The 17306-nt window shown below is 34.5% G+C and carries 15 protein-coding genes; 5 read left to right on the top strand and 10 right to left on the bottom strand.

Annotated elements, in window-relative coordinates:
- Window positions 1-98 precede the first annotated feature (98 nt).
- From LC076_RS15105 to LC076_RS15090, 4 genes are all read right to left on the bottom strand, one after another.
- A complete protein-coding gene (locus LC076_RS15105; RefSeq protein ID WP_226669938.1) occupies window positions 99-1910 on the bottom strand; it encodes an ABC transporter ATP-binding protein in 1812 nt (603 codons plus the stop codon).
- A complete protein-coding gene (locus LC076_RS15100) occupies window positions 1891-3618 on the bottom strand; it encodes an ABC transporter ATP-binding protein (RefSeq protein ID WP_226669937.1) in 1728 nt (575 codons plus the stop codon). The genes LC076_RS15105 and LC076_RS15100 overlap by 20 nt, the downstream gene beginning before the upstream one ends.
- A 36-nt stretch (window positions 3619-3654) precedes the next feature.
- On the bottom strand, window positions 3655-4506 hold the full coding sequence (locus LC076_RS15095; protein WP_226669936.1) for an aldose epimerase: 852 nt from the start codon (window positions 4504-4506) through the stop codon (window positions 3655-3657).
- A 1111-nt stretch (window positions 4507-5617) separates the two neighbouring features.
- The gene (locus LC076_RS15090) at window positions 5618-6067 is read right to left on the bottom strand and encodes an EbsA family protein (RefSeq protein WP_226669935.1); all 450 of its coding nucleotides are present in this window, start codon (window positions 6065-6067) and stop codon (window positions 5618-5620) included.
- 232 nt (window positions 6068-6299) lie between these two features.
- Here LC076_RS15090 and LC076_RS15085 point away from each other — a divergent pair, with 232 nt between their 5' ends.
- From LC076_RS15085 to LC076_RS15075, 3 genes are all read left to right on the top strand, one after another.
- Window positions 6300-6608: a PadR family transcriptional regulator gene (locus LC076_RS15085; RefSeq protein ID WP_146949947.1), complete on the top strand. Its 309-nt coding sequence runs from the start codon at window positions 6300-6302 to the stop codon at window positions 6606-6608.
- Between the two features lie 12 nt (window positions 6609-6620).
- On the top strand, window positions 6621-7808 hold the full coding sequence (locus LC076_RS15080; protein ID WP_226669934.1) for a chromate transporter: 1188 nt from the start codon (window positions 6621-6623) through the stop codon (window positions 7806-7808).
- A 97-nt stretch (window positions 7809-7905) separates the two neighbouring features.
- Window positions 7906-8454: a CBO0543 family protein gene (locus tag LC076_RS15075; protein WP_226669933.1), complete on the top strand. Its 549-nt coding sequence runs from the start codon at window positions 7906-7908 to the stop codon at window positions 8452-8454.
- 228 nt (window positions 8455-8682) lie between these two features.
- Here LC076_RS15075 and LC076_RS24395 read toward each other — a convergent pair whose 3' ends face one another.
- Window positions 8683-9678 carry a sensor histidine kinase gene (locus tag LC076_RS24395; protein ID WP_226669932.1) on the bottom strand — a complete coding sequence of 332 codons (996 nt, stop codon included), beginning with the start codon at window positions 9676-9678 and terminating at the stop codon, window positions 8683-8685.
- 12 nt (window positions 9679-9690) lie between these two features.
- Entirely contained in the window at window positions 9691-10392 is a 702-nt protein-coding gene (locus LC076_RS15065; protein ID WP_226669931.1) for a LytR/AlgR family response regulator transcription factor, read from the bottom strand.
- A 165-nt stretch (window positions 10393-10557) separates the two neighbouring features.
- On the opposite strand from LC076_RS15065, the gene LC076_RS15060 reads away from it, so the two are divergent.
- Together LC076_RS15060 and LC076_RS15055 are read left to right on the top strand one after the other, a co-directional pair.
- Window positions 10558-11301: an ATP-binding cassette domain-containing protein gene (locus tag LC076_RS15060; RefSeq protein ID WP_226669930.1), complete on the top strand. Its 744-nt coding sequence runs from the start codon at window positions 10558-10560 to the stop codon at window positions 11299-11301.
- Entirely contained in the window at window positions 11298-12464 is a 1167-nt protein-coding gene (locus LC076_RS15055; protein WP_226669929.1) for an ABC transporter permease, read from the top strand. The genes LC076_RS15060 and LC076_RS15055 overlap by 4 nt, the downstream gene beginning before the upstream one ends.
- 355 nt (window positions 12465-12819) lie before the next feature.
- Here LC076_RS15055 and LC076_RS15050 read toward each other — a convergent pair whose 3' ends face one another.
- From LC076_RS15050 to ilvD, 4 genes are all read right to left on the bottom strand, one after another.
- Window positions 12820-13470, bottom strand: coding sequence for a FusB/FusC family EF-G-binding protein (locus LC076_RS15050; RefSeq protein WP_226669928.1), 651 nt, complete (start codon window positions 13468-13470; stop codon window positions 12820-12822).
- A gap of 155 nt (window positions 13471-13625) precedes the next feature.
- Entirely contained in the window at window positions 13626-13916 is a 291-nt protein-coding gene (locus LC076_RS15045) for a CD3324 family protein (RefSeq protein WP_413465996.1), read from the bottom strand.
- A gap of 354 nt (window positions 13917-14270) precedes the next feature.
- A complete protein-coding gene (locus LC076_RS15040) occupies window positions 14271-15149 on the bottom strand; it encodes a sulfite exporter TauE/SafE family protein (protein ID WP_226669926.1) in 879 nt (292 codons plus the stop codon).
- A 325-nt stretch (window positions 15150-15474) separates the two neighbouring features.
- Complete coding sequence (gene ilvD, locus LC076_RS15035) at window positions 15475-17151, bottom strand: dihydroxy-acid dehydratase (protein ID WP_226669925.1); 1677 nt, start codon at window positions 17149-17151, stop codon at window positions 15475-15477.
- Between the last annotated feature and the right edge of the window lie 155 nt (window positions 17152-17306).

Genomic DNA, 17306 nt, shown 5'->3' with positions numbered 1-17306 from the left:
TCCTTTCTTATCTTTTTTAAAAAAGGGGTCAGACCCCCTTTCAGGATCTGACCCTATTCTCTGACATATTTCTACAAAACCCGGGGCGTGACAGGCACCTAGCCTACCATTCCCGCGTAGTATCCTTTTATATCCACGAGTTCTTCGTGTGTTCCTTTTTCAAGGATTTTGCCGTCTTTTAGTACTAGAATTTGATCTGCGTTTCGGATCGTGTTTAGGCGATGGGCGATGACAAAGGTTGTTCGCCCTTCCATCAATCGCGCTAATGCTTCTTGAATTTTTAGCTCTGTTATCGTATCAATACTACTAGTTGCTTCATCTAGAATGAGGATTCTCGGATTAGCAAGCATAGCTCTTGCGATTGCGAGTAACTGTTTTTGTCCATGGCTAATGCCATTTCCATCATGATTGATTTCTGTTTGATATTGATTGGGTAGCTTTCGGATAAAGTAATCGGCATTTGCAAAACTAGCTGCTTTCTCCACATCCTCATCAGAAGCATCTAATCTACCATATCTGATATTTTCCATAATCGTTCCATGAAATAAGAAGGTATCCTGTAAAACAAAAGCCATTTGTTTTCGTAAACTATCACGGCTAACTTCTTTAATGTCTATTCCATCAATAGAAATGAAACCTTGATTTGTTTCATAAAACCTTGAGATAAGATTAATTAATGTTGTTTTCCCTGCGCCAGTAGGTCCGACTAAAGCGATCGTCTCACCCGCTTGAGCCGTAAAGCTCACATGTTCAATTGTCTGTTTTTCTTCTCCTTCTTCATATGAAAAAGAAACATCTAAAAAAACAACTTTACCATCTATAGAGGATAGATCATTTTTCGAGTATGATTTTTCCTCTTCTTGTTCATCGAGAATATCAAATACTCGTTCAGCACCAGCTATGGCTGATAATAACGTATTAAATTGATTGGCCAAATCATTCAATGGACGCGTGAATTGTCTCGCATATTCAGCAAAAATCACAATCATCCCAATTGTTACTAATCCATTTAAAGCAAGAATACCACCCACACCAGCTATAACAGCAAAGCTAAGGTTGTTTAACATATTCATCACTTTAGGAATAAAGCCCGTAATGGTTTGTGCCCAGAATCCTGATAATTTAAGCTTATTACTTTTCTCAGTAAACGTGTCAATCACTCGGTCTTCCTGAGAGTATGCTTTAATTAATTTTTGCCCAGAAACGATTTCTTCAATATAACCATTTAATTCACCAATATGCTGCTGCTGTTGTTTAAATAATATCCCAGTTCTACTTGTGATCCATTTCAATCCCAACACCATTAATGGCACAATGATTAAGGTGATCGCAGTTAAAAGCGGACTTAGCAGAAGCATCACAGTAATGGTCCCAACTAATGTCAGTACACTTGAAACAACTTGAATCACTGAGCTATTTAATGTAGAACTAACATTTTCAATATCGTTCGTTACACGGCTCATTAATTCTCCATGCTGTCTTTTATCAAAAAAGGAAATAGGCAGCTGATGTAAATGCTGAAATAAATCCTCACGCATTTTGTTAACTGTATATTGAGCAATACCTATCATCCAATAATTTTGCAAAAAAAGTGATAACGAATAAAAAACGAAAACAAGAACTAATACTCCTAACACAAAAAGTAAGCCTTGTTCGTCTTTTGTGACGAAATATTCATCGATCGTTGTTCCAATTAAATATGGACCTAATAAGCCTAAAACCGAACTTACCACAACCATAATCAAAACCATTGTGAATAAAAGACGCTTATTCGATAAATAGTTCCACAATTTCTTTAATGTTATAAAAGCCTCTTTAAAACTTATCTTTTGCTTCTTTTTTGAAGGAGAACTTTTATCTTTATTTCCTATTCTTTCATATTTAAAAGGACTAATTAGCTCTTTGAACATTTGCTTCCTCCTCCATTTGAGATTGAAAGATTTTTTCATATAGAGGAGATATCTTCCGCAATTCTTCATGACTTCCTTCTGCAATCAGTTCTCCATCATCTAATAGGAAAATTCGATCTACCTGCTGTGCAGTAGATATTTTCTGTGTAATAACTAAGGTTGTTGAAGAATATCCTTCTAATGCCTTTAATAGACTCTTTTCCGTTTTGACGTCCAAGGCACTCGTACTATCATCCAATAGTAAAAGTTTAGGTTTTCGAACTAAAGCTCTAGCTATAGAAAGACGCTGCTTTTGTCCACCTGATAAATTCACACCTTTTTGCCCTATTCTCGTTTCATATTTGTCAGGAAGCTTCTGGATTGTTTCCTCAATTTGTGCAGCTTTTGCAGCTCTTTCAATTTCACCCATTGACGCATCCGATTTTCCCCATTCAATATTTTCCTTTACCGTACCGGAAAATAAAACAGCTTCTTGTGGTACATATCCAATTTGATTTCGTAAAACAGCTAAATCAATAGACGTTATATCATGATGATCGATATATATTTTTCCAGAGTCCACTTCATAAAGTCTTGGAATCAATTGAAATAAAGAAGATTTACCTGAACCCGTCCCACCCATTACAGCAACCGTTTCTCCTGCAGTAATAGTAAATGATACATTCTTTAACACTAGCTCATCAACATCAGGATAGGAAAAAGAAACATCCTCAAATACTATTTCTCCACGTTGAAAGCCATTCTGTGTTCCTTCTATTTCAACTTTCTCCTTCGTATCTAAAACCTCTGATATTCTTAGAGAAGAAGCACGAGACCGCGATAGGAACATAACAATAAACGAAAACATTGATAAAGCTGCTGTTGTTCTTAATCCATAATTAACGATGGCAACAACTTCCCCTACTTGGGCATTTCCGTTCATTACCTGTGTTTGCCCATTCCATAAAATAAATAATATTGCAATATTCATTACAAATAACAAAATTGGCATAGATGCTTCGATCATCCGCAAACCAGTAACTGTTGCATTTTTCAACGAATTCGTTGATTCTGAAAAACGGTTTATTTCATGATTTCTTCTTACATAAGCTTTAATTAATTTCATACCAATCAAATTTTCCCTAAGCACATCATTGACTGTATCCAGCTTAGCTTGAACAATTTGAAATAGTTTACTTCCTCGCTTCATGATCATAATAAGAAAAACAATAACCAGCGGAATAACAATAGCAAATATACTTGCTAACACAGGATTAACAAAGAACGACATAACTACGGACCCTAAAACTAAAAGAGGTGCTCTTAACATAATTCTAAGTCCCATAAAAAGCGTGTTCTGCAGCTGCGTAATATCATTTGTCATTCTCGTCACAAGAGAGGCAGCTGGAAATTTCGCTAAGCTTTCAAATGAAAAACTTTGTACCTTCACAAATATGTCCTTCCTTATATCAAAGCCAAAGCTTTGGCTAACATGTGCGGCATAAAATGAGTTGATCATACCAGAAGCAAAGGCAAGGAAAGACAACCCAACCATGATCCCTCCCCATTTCATAACAAGAGAAAGATCTTCTTGTAGTATTCCCTCATCAATTATCTTTGCCATTAACAATGGAAGTGCAAGCTCAACAGCTAATTCTGTTAACATTAAAATTAGTGCAATTGAAACAGACACTCGGTATGGAGTAAGATAAGAACGAAACTTAAGCATATATGTGTCCCCCTTGCAAAAAACAACAATAAACAATTATATTGAAATGCTAACCTTTGTATGTAGTGTTTTTCCAGGATTGATCATTGTTAATTCCTCTTTACGATTCAATTCATCTGTTTTCGCCATCCAAGGCTCAACACAAACAAATTCTTGACCCTCCTCAGACCATAAAACAATATATGAAAACTCATCATCATACTGAAGCTTCACTTGTTTATTTAACTCTTCAAGTAAAAATTCGACATGACCAGCTTTACTCTTCAATACATATGCTTCTTTTTGGTCAACATTAATAACATTTTCATATTTCTTGACCAATAAATCATTATAATCAAGATATTCATCACTATCTGCAGTAATTTTCAACTGTTTGGATTTTGTCTTAAAATACGGATGAAAGCCAGGATATATCGGCATATCTGATGTTGAATGATTTTCATAGAATTGTTCAATTATTAATTCGTTGGGGCGTAATTTATATGTATATAAAACAGAGAATTCAAACGGATAGCTGCTTAATGTTTCTTTATTACTTTCTAGTTTTAATGTAATCGAAGCCTCATTCTCCGCTACATCTGTTGTCACAACCTCCCACGGCAAATCTCGGGCAAAGCCATGATTTTCCATTTGATATATTTGCCCTTCCCATTCATATTCGCCATTAGTAAGCTGACCCGAAATCGGGAACAAAATAGGAATGCCACCACGAATATTTTTTTCCTTATCATGCAGTGTTTCCTCATTTAAAAATAAAAGTTCTTCTTCTGCAAAACCAAGACTAGTAATAATACCACCACGCTCTGGTACTACCTTTAACCAGCTATTATGATTACTCAACTCAACAACCGTTAACTCGCCTTCTTTATACTCCTTATATGTATACAAAATGTATCAGCTCCTATTTATTGATTCCTAAATTTTACTATACAGATGTTTTAATGACTTATCTAGTGAGATGAACTTCTTACAAATGTGGTGATGAAATGTTGCTTTGAATAATGATCATGTGAAATAATGCTTGGTTTTCATTTCGGTTTTGTTAATACTTATATTTATGAACATTACTCTGCACAAATTATCGTTTAAGGGCATTCGAAATGCATTATGACACCTTTGCATATTCTCATTTCTAACTTTTGGGCTTCATAACAGCGATGACGACCTTTATACTTACTCATTCTCACGCTTTTGTCCTTCAGTGGTGATGACGGACTTTTCAATCGGCTTGCACTTGCTTTTGTCCTTCATAGCGATGATGACGGACTTTTTAACCGGGCTTGCGCTTGCTTTTGTCCTTCATAACGGCGATGACGGACTTTTTAACCGGGCTTGCGCTTGCTTTTGTCCTTCATAGCGGTGATGACGGACTTTTTAACCGGGCTTGCGCTTGCTTTTGTCCTTCATAACGGCGATGACGGACTTTTTAATCGGACTTGCGCTTGCTTTTGTCCTTCATAACGGCGATGACGGACTTTTCAATCTGGCTTGCACTTGCTTTTGTCCTTCATCTGGGCGATGACGGACTTTTTAATCGGACTTGCGCTTGCTTTTGTCCTTCATCTGGTAGATGACGGACTTTTCAATCGGACTTGTACTTGCTTTTGTCCTTCATAACGGCGATGACGGACTTTTCAATCACTCATTCCCTCACTTAAGTCCTTTATAACGGGGATGACGACCTTTTCACAACAAATTCTCACACTTTTGGGCTTCATCAATGCGTGAGTGGAAAATAAGATTAATTGCCCCAATATTTCTGCTTCAATTGTCAAAAAATCAATGCTAGTTAACTAGTAGTTTAATCAATCAGGCTTGGTTACTTATACATGACCAATAAATAAGAGATTTTCGTAGTACATACATCAAATCAAGAAGGAACTCACATATTTTGAAAAATACAACCTAAAGTTTCAATTAAAATTCACGTTAGTCTGCATATCAAGATCGCAAATCCTTGTGAAAGAACGAAAAAAACAAAGCCCTTCTAAGACTTTGTTTAAAAGTAAATCTGGATGCTTTTGTTTTTTTCTTTTAATAAATCGCTTATTTCTTCCCATGCTTTTTGAAACGGATAATATGGAAAAGCACATTTTATTTTTTTGTTTAACGTGATATGTATAACAATTTCTCCATTTAATTTTCCAAACTCGCACTTCTCGATGTCATAAACCGATATTTTATAACGGGTCCATCCAAAAATGGTAAGAATCAAATGATCTTCTTTTAGTATTAATCTTTGACTTTTAATTGCCAAGTACAAAAGAAAACAAAAAATAAGATAGAGCAGACTTGTTTTTGTGAAAAAACGGAAATTTTGTTGTGTTAACTCTTCTCTTAAATAAAAGGTAATGGTTCCTACTGAAAATGTAAGAAGATAAATCCCTAACATAAACTTTATGATTCCTTGTGTACGTGCTTTATAAAGTAATTTTTGATTTGATTTCATATATTTAGGTTCACCTTATTTTTCTAAAGTTATACACGATTACCCACGATTGCTTGTTCTAATACTAATTAGCATTTTTACACCTAAAAGATATTTAAAATAAAAACTTTATTACAATTTTGTAAAAACACTCAAACACCTTGCTTCCACTAATCATTCTGTGATAATTTTGTACCTATGATATCGAAATTCGTTATTGATTTTCGATAAAGGTATTTAGGAGGGATATATATTGGAAGATAAAGTTTTACGAAAGCTTTTTCTTGGATTTATTCACATTCATATCCTTCATCATGCAAAGGAACAACCAATTTTTGGAGTGTGGATGCTTGATGAACTTAAGGAACATGGCTATAACTTAAGCGCGGGTACTCTATACCCTATTCTTCACACAATGGAAGCAGATGGTCTTTTAATGAGAGAAGACAAAAATGTTGAGGGAAAAATTAGAAAGTACTATTCCATAACAGAAAAAGGAATTTCCATTTTAGGGGAAGCTAGAAAAAAAGCATATGAACTATTTAAAGAAATCAATGAATAAAGGAGACCGAAAATGAACAAAAACAACTCAGTGTTCAAGACTTTACTAGAAATACTCATTGTTTCAACAAGGCTCGGCTTCACTTCATTTGGTGGACCTGTTGCTCATTTAGGTTATTTCCATGAAGAATATGTTAGAAGAAGAAAATGGATGGATGAGAAAAGCTATGCTGATTTGGTGGCGCTATGTCAGTTCCTTCCTGGCCCAGCTAGTAGCCAGGTTGGAATCGGTATAGGTGTGATGAGAGCTGGAGTATTAGGTGGGATTACTTCTTTTATTGGATTTACCCTTCCATCTGTCATAGCGCTTATAGTATTTGCAATCATTTTACAAGGACTTGATGTTGCAGATGCCGGTTGGTTACACGGTCTAAAAATTGTTGCAGTTGCAGTAGTTGCTCACGCTATTTTAGGAATGGCTCAAAAATTAACACCCGATTTAAAAAGAAAAGCGATTGCTTTACTAGCTTTAGTTGGAACACTACTTTGGCAAACAGCTTACACACAAATAGCTATTATTCTCCTTTCTGGTTTTTTAGGTTTTCTAATGTTCAAACAACAAAAAGAGGATAATCCGTCTTCTTTATCCTTTCCAATCTCACGTAGATTTGCCGTTATTTGTTTAACACTTTTCTTTGGTTTACTTATTGTGTTACCTATAATTAACCAAGCTACATCTATTAGTTGGATTGCGCTTTTTGATAGTTTTTATCGATCTGGCTCACTTGTATTTGGTGGAGGTCATGTTGTATTACCTTTATTAGAGCGAGAATTTGTTCCAACTGGCTTGTTAACAGAAGAGCAATTTCTAACAGGTTATGGTGCAGCACAAGCAGTTCCGGGTCCTTTGTTTACATTTGCTGCTTATATAGGGGCTGTCATTAACGGCTGGCAAGGAGGACTGCTCGCGACTTTGGCAATTTTCCTCCCAGCATTTTTACTCATATTAGGGACATTACCTTTTTGGCATCAACTTAGAAGCAACGCGAAAGTTAAAGGAGCACTTATGGGTGTGAATGCTGCAGTTGTAGGAATTTTAATTGCTGCTTTTTATCATCCTATTTGGACCAGCTCTATCTTAGATGCTATCGACTTTGCCTTTGCAGCGATTCTTTTTAGTATGCTAGTATTTTGGAAGCTTCCACCATGGATTATTGTTTTAACTGGTGCAATTGGTGGTTGGTTAATTTCTTATTTGTAGGGCGGGTTAGTATACCCGTCTTTTTTTATTTCCTTCAATCATAAATTCCTCACAATTCCACATAATAAAAAATAAAAATTTCCATTGAGGTAAACGAATGAACTTAAAAATAACAGAAATCATGGAAAAACAGAAAGAACTGTCAATCATGCGTTGGGAATATTGGGAAACCGAGGTTGTCTTTACACCACAATGGTGGTTTCTTCTTATATCTTTTATCATTTTATTTTTAGTGTGGTTAGTAATTCTTGATAAAACAAGATTGGTAAGCATCTTTTTATTTGGATTTATCACGTTTAGTATCGTGTCAATTTTAGACACATTAGGGGGAGAGATGCAGCTTTGGGAATACCCAAAAATGATTTTACCTTGGGGACCAAGAATTGTTACGATTGATTTGATGATAACGATTTTTTTGATGCTTCTTTATCAATTTTTTCATACTTGGAAGATCTATATTTTAGCTACTTTTTGTTTATCCGCTGTTTTTTCATTTGTAATGGAACCCATCGCTACTTATTTAGATATCTATTTACCAATTCATTGGTCTCATTTTTATTCTTTCCCCATTTATATTTTATTAGCTGTTTGTATCAAATTTTGCGTAGACAAGCTACTAAAAACACAAAAAACAACAGGGTATTAAGATTTCAATTTGTTGTTTTTTGTGGTTTTAGTTAAAGCTCATATGTTACAAAAATATGTAGGAGAAACAGTGTATTATCGCATAAAGGCTACTGTTTTATGAAGAAAAAATGCAACTTGACTTAATATAATGCTGATTTCTTCGGGTATTTATAAGCAACAAAGTTTGTGAAAACAGCCTTAATAAAAATCACCTAAACTGTCACAGAGTGGAATATACACCGAAACCCTAGTTCGCAGCGCTCTTTACTATAGGTAATTTAATCTTAATTGTCAGTTTATCTTTATCATAGTGAAAATTAAGCCTTCCACGATGATTTTCAACTAAATTTTTAATAATATATGTTCCAATACCTTGATGATTTCCTTTTTTCGTTGTGTGACCAAATTGTTCAAAAAGTGTATCTAACTGTTTTTTATCATCAAAAAATGCACTATTTGTAAGCTTTAATAAATAAATTCCGCCATGTGTTTCTGTTTCAAGAATAACCGTTGACTGACCGAAACGAGATTGATAGCTCATTGCTGCTTCTATCGCATTTTCTAGCAAATTCGTTATCAATTGTACTTGTGCTGTCATACTCATTGGGATGAATGAAATAGGTGTATCTAAACGATATGCAATGTTTACCCCATTGCGTTCTGCTATTATTTTTTGTCTCATCAGAAGCGAGGAAACATGCAGTTCTTCCCCTTTTATCGTACTATTCACTTCCTCATACTCACTTAATAGCTCATTAAAATACTGTTGTGCTTTGGCATTTGTATCTTTCTGAAGTAAATGATCTAACACATGAACATGCTTTAGAAAGTCGTGTCGTTGTGCTCTGATCTTTAGAAAATGCTGGTCCATTTCTTCAATCTTGGCAATTAAATGTTTATTTGCATTTTTTTCACTTATTTTTACTGGTAGTTGTTTCATTCGCGTAACTTCACATACGATTATTCCTACTAACGCTAAAATTTGCGAAGTGATTTGCGTTGTTGTCATAATAATCACCAAAAAAATCAATTGTGTGAGAAAAGAAAAACTTAATTTCTTCTTCACATATAATGATGAAAAAGAATCAGCAAGTAACTTTATATCTTTGCGAAGAAAAATGAACAAAGCAAAATAGGTAATTAAAAATAATGATGTCATTAGTAATGATTGATCGTATATAACTTTACTTATAGCAAGTAAATGACTCAGTATGATAAAAACAAATGAAAGATTATGCTTCACTTTTCCATTCCCCTAGTTATAAAACTGATCTTGAAGTTTATCAAGATGAGCTTTTGTAATAATAGCTGTGTTTTTCGTCCCTTGAAAATGCACAGTATATGAATTTTTTGTATATAAAGAAAAATTCTTCACAAAGTGAATATTAATAATAAACCCTCTATGTGAACGAACAAAATGTGAGCCTAATAATTCAACCTCCAACTCATTTAACGTTTGATATGTTGAATACTCACCTTCATCTGTATAAATCGTTGTAGATCTGCCTGTTCTTTCTATATATATAATTTTCTTTTTATCTATGAAAAAAATTTCAGATTTGTTTTTTAAGACGAGCTTTGTTTTATCAAGCACCTCTGTATTTTTTTGAAGACGATTTATTCCCTTTAATAAACGCTCTTTTGAGTAGGGCTTCATTATGTAGTCGAGCACATCAAGTTCAAATGCATGAACTGCGTACCCACTATGTCCTGTAACAAAAATAACTTTAATGGCCATCGCATAGCTGTGAATGAAATCTGCTAATTCATATCCAGATAAATTTGGCATCTCAATATCTGTAATAAGCAGATCAATGTTTTGTTCTTTTATTAATTTATATGCTTCCTCAGAACTGTTCGTCGAAAAAACAATATGAATATGAGGTTCCTTTTCGAGCGAAATGTGAAGCTTTTCTAAATCATATTTCTGATCATCTACAATCCCGATCTTTATCATACCTTCGCACTCATTCCATTGAATAATTTACCAATATTCTATCATGTTCATGATCCTATTTGGCATTTTCGCGACAAAAAAAGGATGTTTCACGACAACTTCGGTGTTTTCATACCAAAAATTACTTATGATTAATTCAGAAGCAAACTAAAAGGAGGAATTAGGATGATTGATATTCAACATGTTTCAAGATCCTTTCAAGATAAAAAGAAGACAATTGAAGCAGTGAAAGATGTTTCGTTTCAAATCAAAAAAGGTGAGGTTGTTGGTCTTTTAGGAGAAAATGGCGCTGGGAAAACAACATTGTTAAGAATGATATCAACTATATTAGAGCCTTCAGCAGGTAATATTTTCATAGATGGAATTAATATTCATCAAGAGCCTATGAAAATAAAAGGAAGAATTGGTGTGTTATTTGGAAGTGAAACAGGTCTTTATGACAGATTGACTGCTCGTGAAAACCTTAGTTATTTTGCTAAGCTTCATGGAATAAGCAAACATGAAACAAAAACGAGAATTGACTATTTAGCTGTTCGTTTTGGAATGAAAGATTACTTGGACCGTAGAGTCGGAGGCTTTTCAAAAGGAATGCGCCAAAAGGTCACCATTGCTAGAACCCTTATTCACAATCCAGAGATTATCTTATTAGATGAACCAACAACAGGGTTAGATATTACGTCAGCAAATATGTTTCGTGAACTCATTCATCAGCTTCGTAAAGAAGGAAAAACAATCATTTTCTCCAGTCACATTATGGAGGAAGTGAAACAGCTTTGTGAGTCGATCATTATGATCCATAAAGGAGAAATGATCTATAATGGCTCAACTGAAGAATTATATCGTCAAGAAGAAAGTGATGATTTAAATTATATCTTTATGTCTCGTATTGTTAGGGGGAATTTATCATGACATGGCAGGTATTCATTAAAGAGCTAAAAGATTCTGTACGTGATCGTAAAACCATTTTTCTAAGTGTATTATTACCGATTTTATTCAATGTTGGTTTATTGTTTTTCTTAGAAAACGTAATGATGAATGATCAAGTGGAGCAAGTAACGGTTGCAGTTGATAGTAACTCAGATCCAGTAGTCATTAGCTGGTTACAGGAATTGAAGGAGCTTGAGGTTGAGCTTGTTGAAGATCCTGTTAAAGTAGTTAAAGATGGAGAAGCTCTTGTTGCCTTTATCGCAGATGCTGATTTTATTAACAAGTTAGAAAACAACCAAATGCCAAGCATTCGTGTTTTAGCAGATCCGACAAGTACAAAAGGAGGAACAACTCAAGACTTGATTTCGAATGTATTAACAATTAAAAAGCAAGACTATATAGCTCAGCGTTTAGCTGATAACAATATTGATCCATTAACAATTGAACCATTTCAAATCAACATAGAAAGTATTAGCGAAGGCGACGATATGTCCCTTTATATGATCTCTATATTCGCACAATTAATTATTGTTTTGGCAGTATTAATGGGAGGTTTACCTGCAGCAAATGATTTATTTGCTGGTGAAAAGGAACGAAAAACAATGGAAGCTTTGTTAATGACACCAGTCAATCGCTTTCATATCATTGTAGGTAAATGGATGACGATTTCCACATTAAGTATGATAAGCGGGATCTTCTCTTGTATCACATTTATTGTTGGCGTTAATTTATTTACAGAACGTCTTGCTGACGCTCTACAATTAGATAAAAATATTGGCTTTTTCACAGTAAGTTTATTAGTCGGAATTATTTTCTTTGCACTACTCATCTCAAGCATCCAGATGATCATTAGCCTTTTAGCAAACAACTTAAAAGAAGCACAAAATTATATTTCACCAATTACTACTTTAGCGATGGTTCCTTACTTTGTACTAATTGGCGTATCAGTAACAGAACTAAATTCAACACACTTCATGATTCCTTTCTTAAACATTTATGCGCTTATTAAGCAATTGATTTATGGCATTTATGATGTGACTAGTATTCTCCTCGTAGTAGGAAGCTCAATTGTATTCATCATTATTACTTTCGTTGTTGCTTATGCAATGTTTATGAAAAGCAAATGGGTTCTTGGGAAGTCGTAATACGTTTTGTAAAAATCAATTTCCGAATTTATTTATTGAAGAGGCTGGGACATAAGTAGTTAAGCTAATGTTAAACCCGAATTATTAGGTGATTATTTCAATTAATCATTTGCCTAATAATTCGGGTTTTTATTTGCTGTCTTCAATAGATTATTGATTTTGTAAACTATTTTAAGAGCTAGTGGAATGGAGCGGAAGACACTAGGGCACCTACGGGAGGTAGAGGAAAGCGAGTGTCTGTAGCGCAATGGAACGAACTAATAATTACATTAACAATCACTCACGTTAAGTTAGATGTACTCCTCTTCCTCTTTCAACTCTTCATTGAATCTTAAAAATCTCCTTTAAAATGACTTTATCTTCCTAGTGAATCTTTTATAACTGTTCTTAAATAATCAACATTGGTTATTTTTTTATTGCATTCACTGCTATCTTTACAAATAAGGTTTCCAATTGACTTATAATAGTCAGGATTCTTCGAATTTTTCGCTTTTGTTACAACAGAAAAGAAGGAAACCTCACCAAAACTATTGCAGAAGGAACATATATTTTTTTTGCTATTCGGTGAAAATGTACATTCAATGCCAACCATTTTTCCTTCCAACTCATATACAATGAATTTTTTATTTGACCTTATATCAGTCCAACTTAAATAAGTTAACAGAGTGTGATCTACTTTCGATAAATCTGGCAGCTTTAGCTTTTTATTTTTTGGAAACATTTTTTTAAGTTGCTGCTCAGTGATTGTTGGAAATGGCTGGACAAAATTTGAAAGATGCTCGAGATATTGATCATATTCGTCATCTGTTTTAAGCCTTGATAGGTCCAATAACTCTTGTTGATTAACAGAAGCCTTTGGAAAGAGAGCCAAAATATTAGCATTAGCCAAGTCTATTACAGAATGCATGACATTTTGGGGTACATTCTTTTTCGAGCTGTCTTTAATTAAAAAAATTTGCTTTTTTATAAAATTCAATTCTTCATTTTTAATAAATTTTTCAACCATCCCATGTCTCTCCTATTACTTTGATGATATTTCTTTATCCATATTTTAAGAAATATCACTCGTTTCTAAAAGGGAAAGAATGAGTTAGAAACGTTTTTTACATAACATAAGCCTTTACAAAAAAAACACTGATGGAAAAATTCCACCAGTGTTTTTTACTTTTTTGATGTATAAACAATTTTCTTAATTGTTTCAGTTGAAAGGTGATATTCCTCAGCAAGTTGTTGAATACTACTGCCACTTATAAAAGAATTTCGGATCGTAGCATTACGCAAATCAAGCAACTGTCGTCCACCACTTGAAGTTCCCCACTTTTGATACTGTGTTTCTGTTTTGGGGATGTAAATGGTTTCACCTTGGACATATTTTTGAATTTCCATGAGTAGCTTTCCTGGTAAAACTTTATTCGCATTCATATATTTCACTTTTGCTCGCTCCTTATTTATATTTTGAAAAATAAGGTGCAAAGCCAAAATATTAGAAAAGTTCGTTCAGCGATACATATTAAATCATTCGCCCCATGCAAAGGATCGCCTTTCTAATAATAGGCTTTGCATGAGTGGAAGAAGTACCAGACAATCTTATGTGATTCTCCATAATGTAAGCACCCCCTTTAAGTATGATCATTAAATGACTTATCTTAGTTTTAATTTGTTTTTTAATTGTTTCTCTTATAAAAACCTTATAATATTTTAACATAAATATCCAATGGGAGATGTCATTTTCTTGCTTGTTCTATCTTTCTATGAAGAAATGTTATTAAATTTATAAGTAAGATGTCGTTTTAACAGTTGTGTAGTTTATTCTTCAACAGCAATAAACCGTTTTCTGTTTTTTATTTGATACCAGATTGAAACCATCCATAGAACAATAATTAAAGCATAGGTGAACAATGACAATGAAACTGACAATGAGAGTGATTTAATAATCGTCATTGAATTGGTAAGGATAATTAATCCACCAACTAAAACTCCTAATAAGTAAGTAGGAACGATACGTACAAGCCAAGCTGCTATTGGTGCTGCAACTACCCCACCTATCATAAAAGCTATTACCCATTGCCAATTTAATTGTTCCAAACCAAGAAATAATATAAAACCTAGTGTAGCAGAAACAGCAACTGCGAATTCACTTGTGCTAACTGTCCCTATCACCTTTTTAGGTGAAATTCCTTTTCGAGCAATCAATATTGGAGTCGTAATAGGTCCCCACCCTCCACCTCCTACTGCATCGAAAAATCCACCTATCATACCAAGTGGAGTTAAAAATCTTTTCGAAAGGGTTGGCGATTGCTTTATTGATGATGACACATGATTAAAGAAAAGGAAACGGATGATGATATAAAACCCTAAAATAATTAAGAAAATGGATATAAATGGTTTGATTATATCACCTGGAATGTTGCTAAGAAATGCTGCTCCTACAAAGGCACTTATTGCTCCAGGTATAGTTAATTTAATCAATATATTTTTATCAACATTTCTATACCACAAATGTGATGCACCTGAAGCTGCCGAAGTAACAATTTCCGCCATATGAATTGATGCTGAAGCAACTGCAGGAGCAATACCAAACATTAATAACAATGAAGCGGACGTTGCACCAAATCCCATACCTAATGAACCATCAACAAGCTGTGCCAAAAATCCAATAATCGAAAAGATAATTAATTTATTCATTTCCACATACCTCAATCCCTAGTATTCTTATGAGGATTATAAGGTAAAGATCTTGTACTTGTAAATATAAATATTTTTAAAAATCAAAATTTTTTTGTAGTAAAAAAAAGCAACCTAATTTAGATTGCTTTCTGCCTTAGTTCTCTATTAAAATCAAACGGTCATGGATGTTTGCCTTGATCTCAACGAGGCACTGAAGTGAAATGTCCAAGCGCTTATCTAAGCAAAAAGGCTAACTCAAAAAGTCGTTGTTTCACGACTTTATCGAGTTAGCCTCTGAAACCATCAAATGTGTTTCGAATGGGTATATTTCTATAAGTAAACCTTAGATCTTCATTACTCCGCCTGTACTTGCTGATGTAACAAGCTTAGAATAACGAGCTAAATATCCTTTTTTCACTTTTGGCTCAAAGCCTTTCCAGCTTGCTTTACGTTTTTCCCAATCTTCCTGGGCTACCTGTACATCCATTGTGCGATTTTCGATATCGATAACAACGTGATCTCCATTTTCAACGAATGCAAGTGGACCTCCTTCAGCAGCTTCAGGTGAAGCATGTCCAATTGATAAACCACGAGATGCACCTGAAAAACGACCGTCAGTCACAAGTGCTACTTTTGGTCCTAATCCCATACCAACAATCATTGAAGTTGGAGAAAGCATTTCCGGCATACCTGGACCACCTTTTGGTCCTTCATAACGGATAATCACAACATGTCCTTCTTTTACTTTTCCATTTGCAATACCGCTGATCGCTTCTTCTTGTGATTCAAATACAATCGCTGGACCTTCATGGCTCGTAATTCCGTTTTGCACTCCACCTGTTTTAATAATCGCACCATCAGGAGCAAGATTACCGAATAAAACAGCTAGTCCACCTTTTTCAGTATGAGGATTATCAATAGGTCGGATAACTTCATAATCTTGTATCTCACAGCCGGCAATGTTTTCACCTAATGTTTTGCCTGTAACTGTTAATGTATCAAGATGAAGAGCTCCTTCTTTTTTTGATAATTCATACAGTGCAGCTGATACTCCACCCGCTTCATGTAAATCCTCAATATGATGATCTGATGCTGGTGCTAGCTTTGATAAATGAGGCACACGAGCTGCTACTTCATTTATCCGTTGAATTGGGTACTCAATTTCAGCTTCATGTGCTAAAGCTAATGTGTGTAAAACTGTATTAGTAGAGCCACCTAGAGCCATATCAAGAGCAAATGCATTATCAATCGCTTTTTCTGTAACGATATCTCTTGGCTTAATGTCATCTTTGATTAAATTCATTAATTGTTTCGCAGAATCTCTAACGAATTCTTTACGTTTTGGATCTACAGCCAAAATTGTTCCGTTACCAGGCATTGCTAAACCAAGTGCTTCTGCTAAACAGTTCATCGAGTTTGCTGTAAACATACCTGAGCATGATCCACAAGTTGGACAACCAAATTGCTCAAGCTCTGTTAAACCTTTTTCATCAAGATTACCAGATTGAAAGGCACCTACTCCTTCAAAAACAGAAGATAACGAGATTTTCTTTCCATCACTTGTTACACCGGCCTTCATTGGGCCTCCACTTACAAACAATGTTGGAATGTTAATACGTAATGCAGCCATCATCATACCTGGAGTGATTTTGTCACAGTTAGGAATACACACCATTCCATCAAACCAGTGTGCAGATACAACTGTTTCAACTGAATCAGCAATGATTTCACGACTTGGTAATGAATAGCGCATCCCAATATGGCCCATTGCAATCCCATCGTCTACACCGATTGTATTAAACTCAAACGGAACTCCGCCAGCTTCACGAATAGCATCTTTTACGATTTTACCAAACTCTTGTAAATGTACGTGACCAGGTACAATATCAATATATGAATTACAAACCGCAATAAACGGTTTACCAAAATCCTCTTCTTTTACACCTGCAGCACGAAGTAAGCTACGATGAGGTGCACGGTCAAAGCCTTTTTTAATCATATCACTACGTAATTTCATCATTCTAATCTCCCTTCACTAAACATTATTCAAGAATGATATTATAAGGTTACTTCTAAATGTCTAAATAATCAATATATTCTTTCTTGTTTGAATAGAGTTAGAATTAATGTAATCATATGGGAATGTTAAGAACTTTATGAACATAGTAAATTGGG

It is taken from the genome of Metabacillus litoralis (assembly GCF_020524045.1).
Classification (GTDB): domain Bacteria; phylum Bacillota; class Bacilli; order Bacillales; family Bacillaceae; genus Metabacillus; species Metabacillus litoralis_C.
The sequence above is the reverse complement of the archived record's forward strand: the minus strand, read 5'-3'. Positions and strand labels throughout refer to the sequence as shown.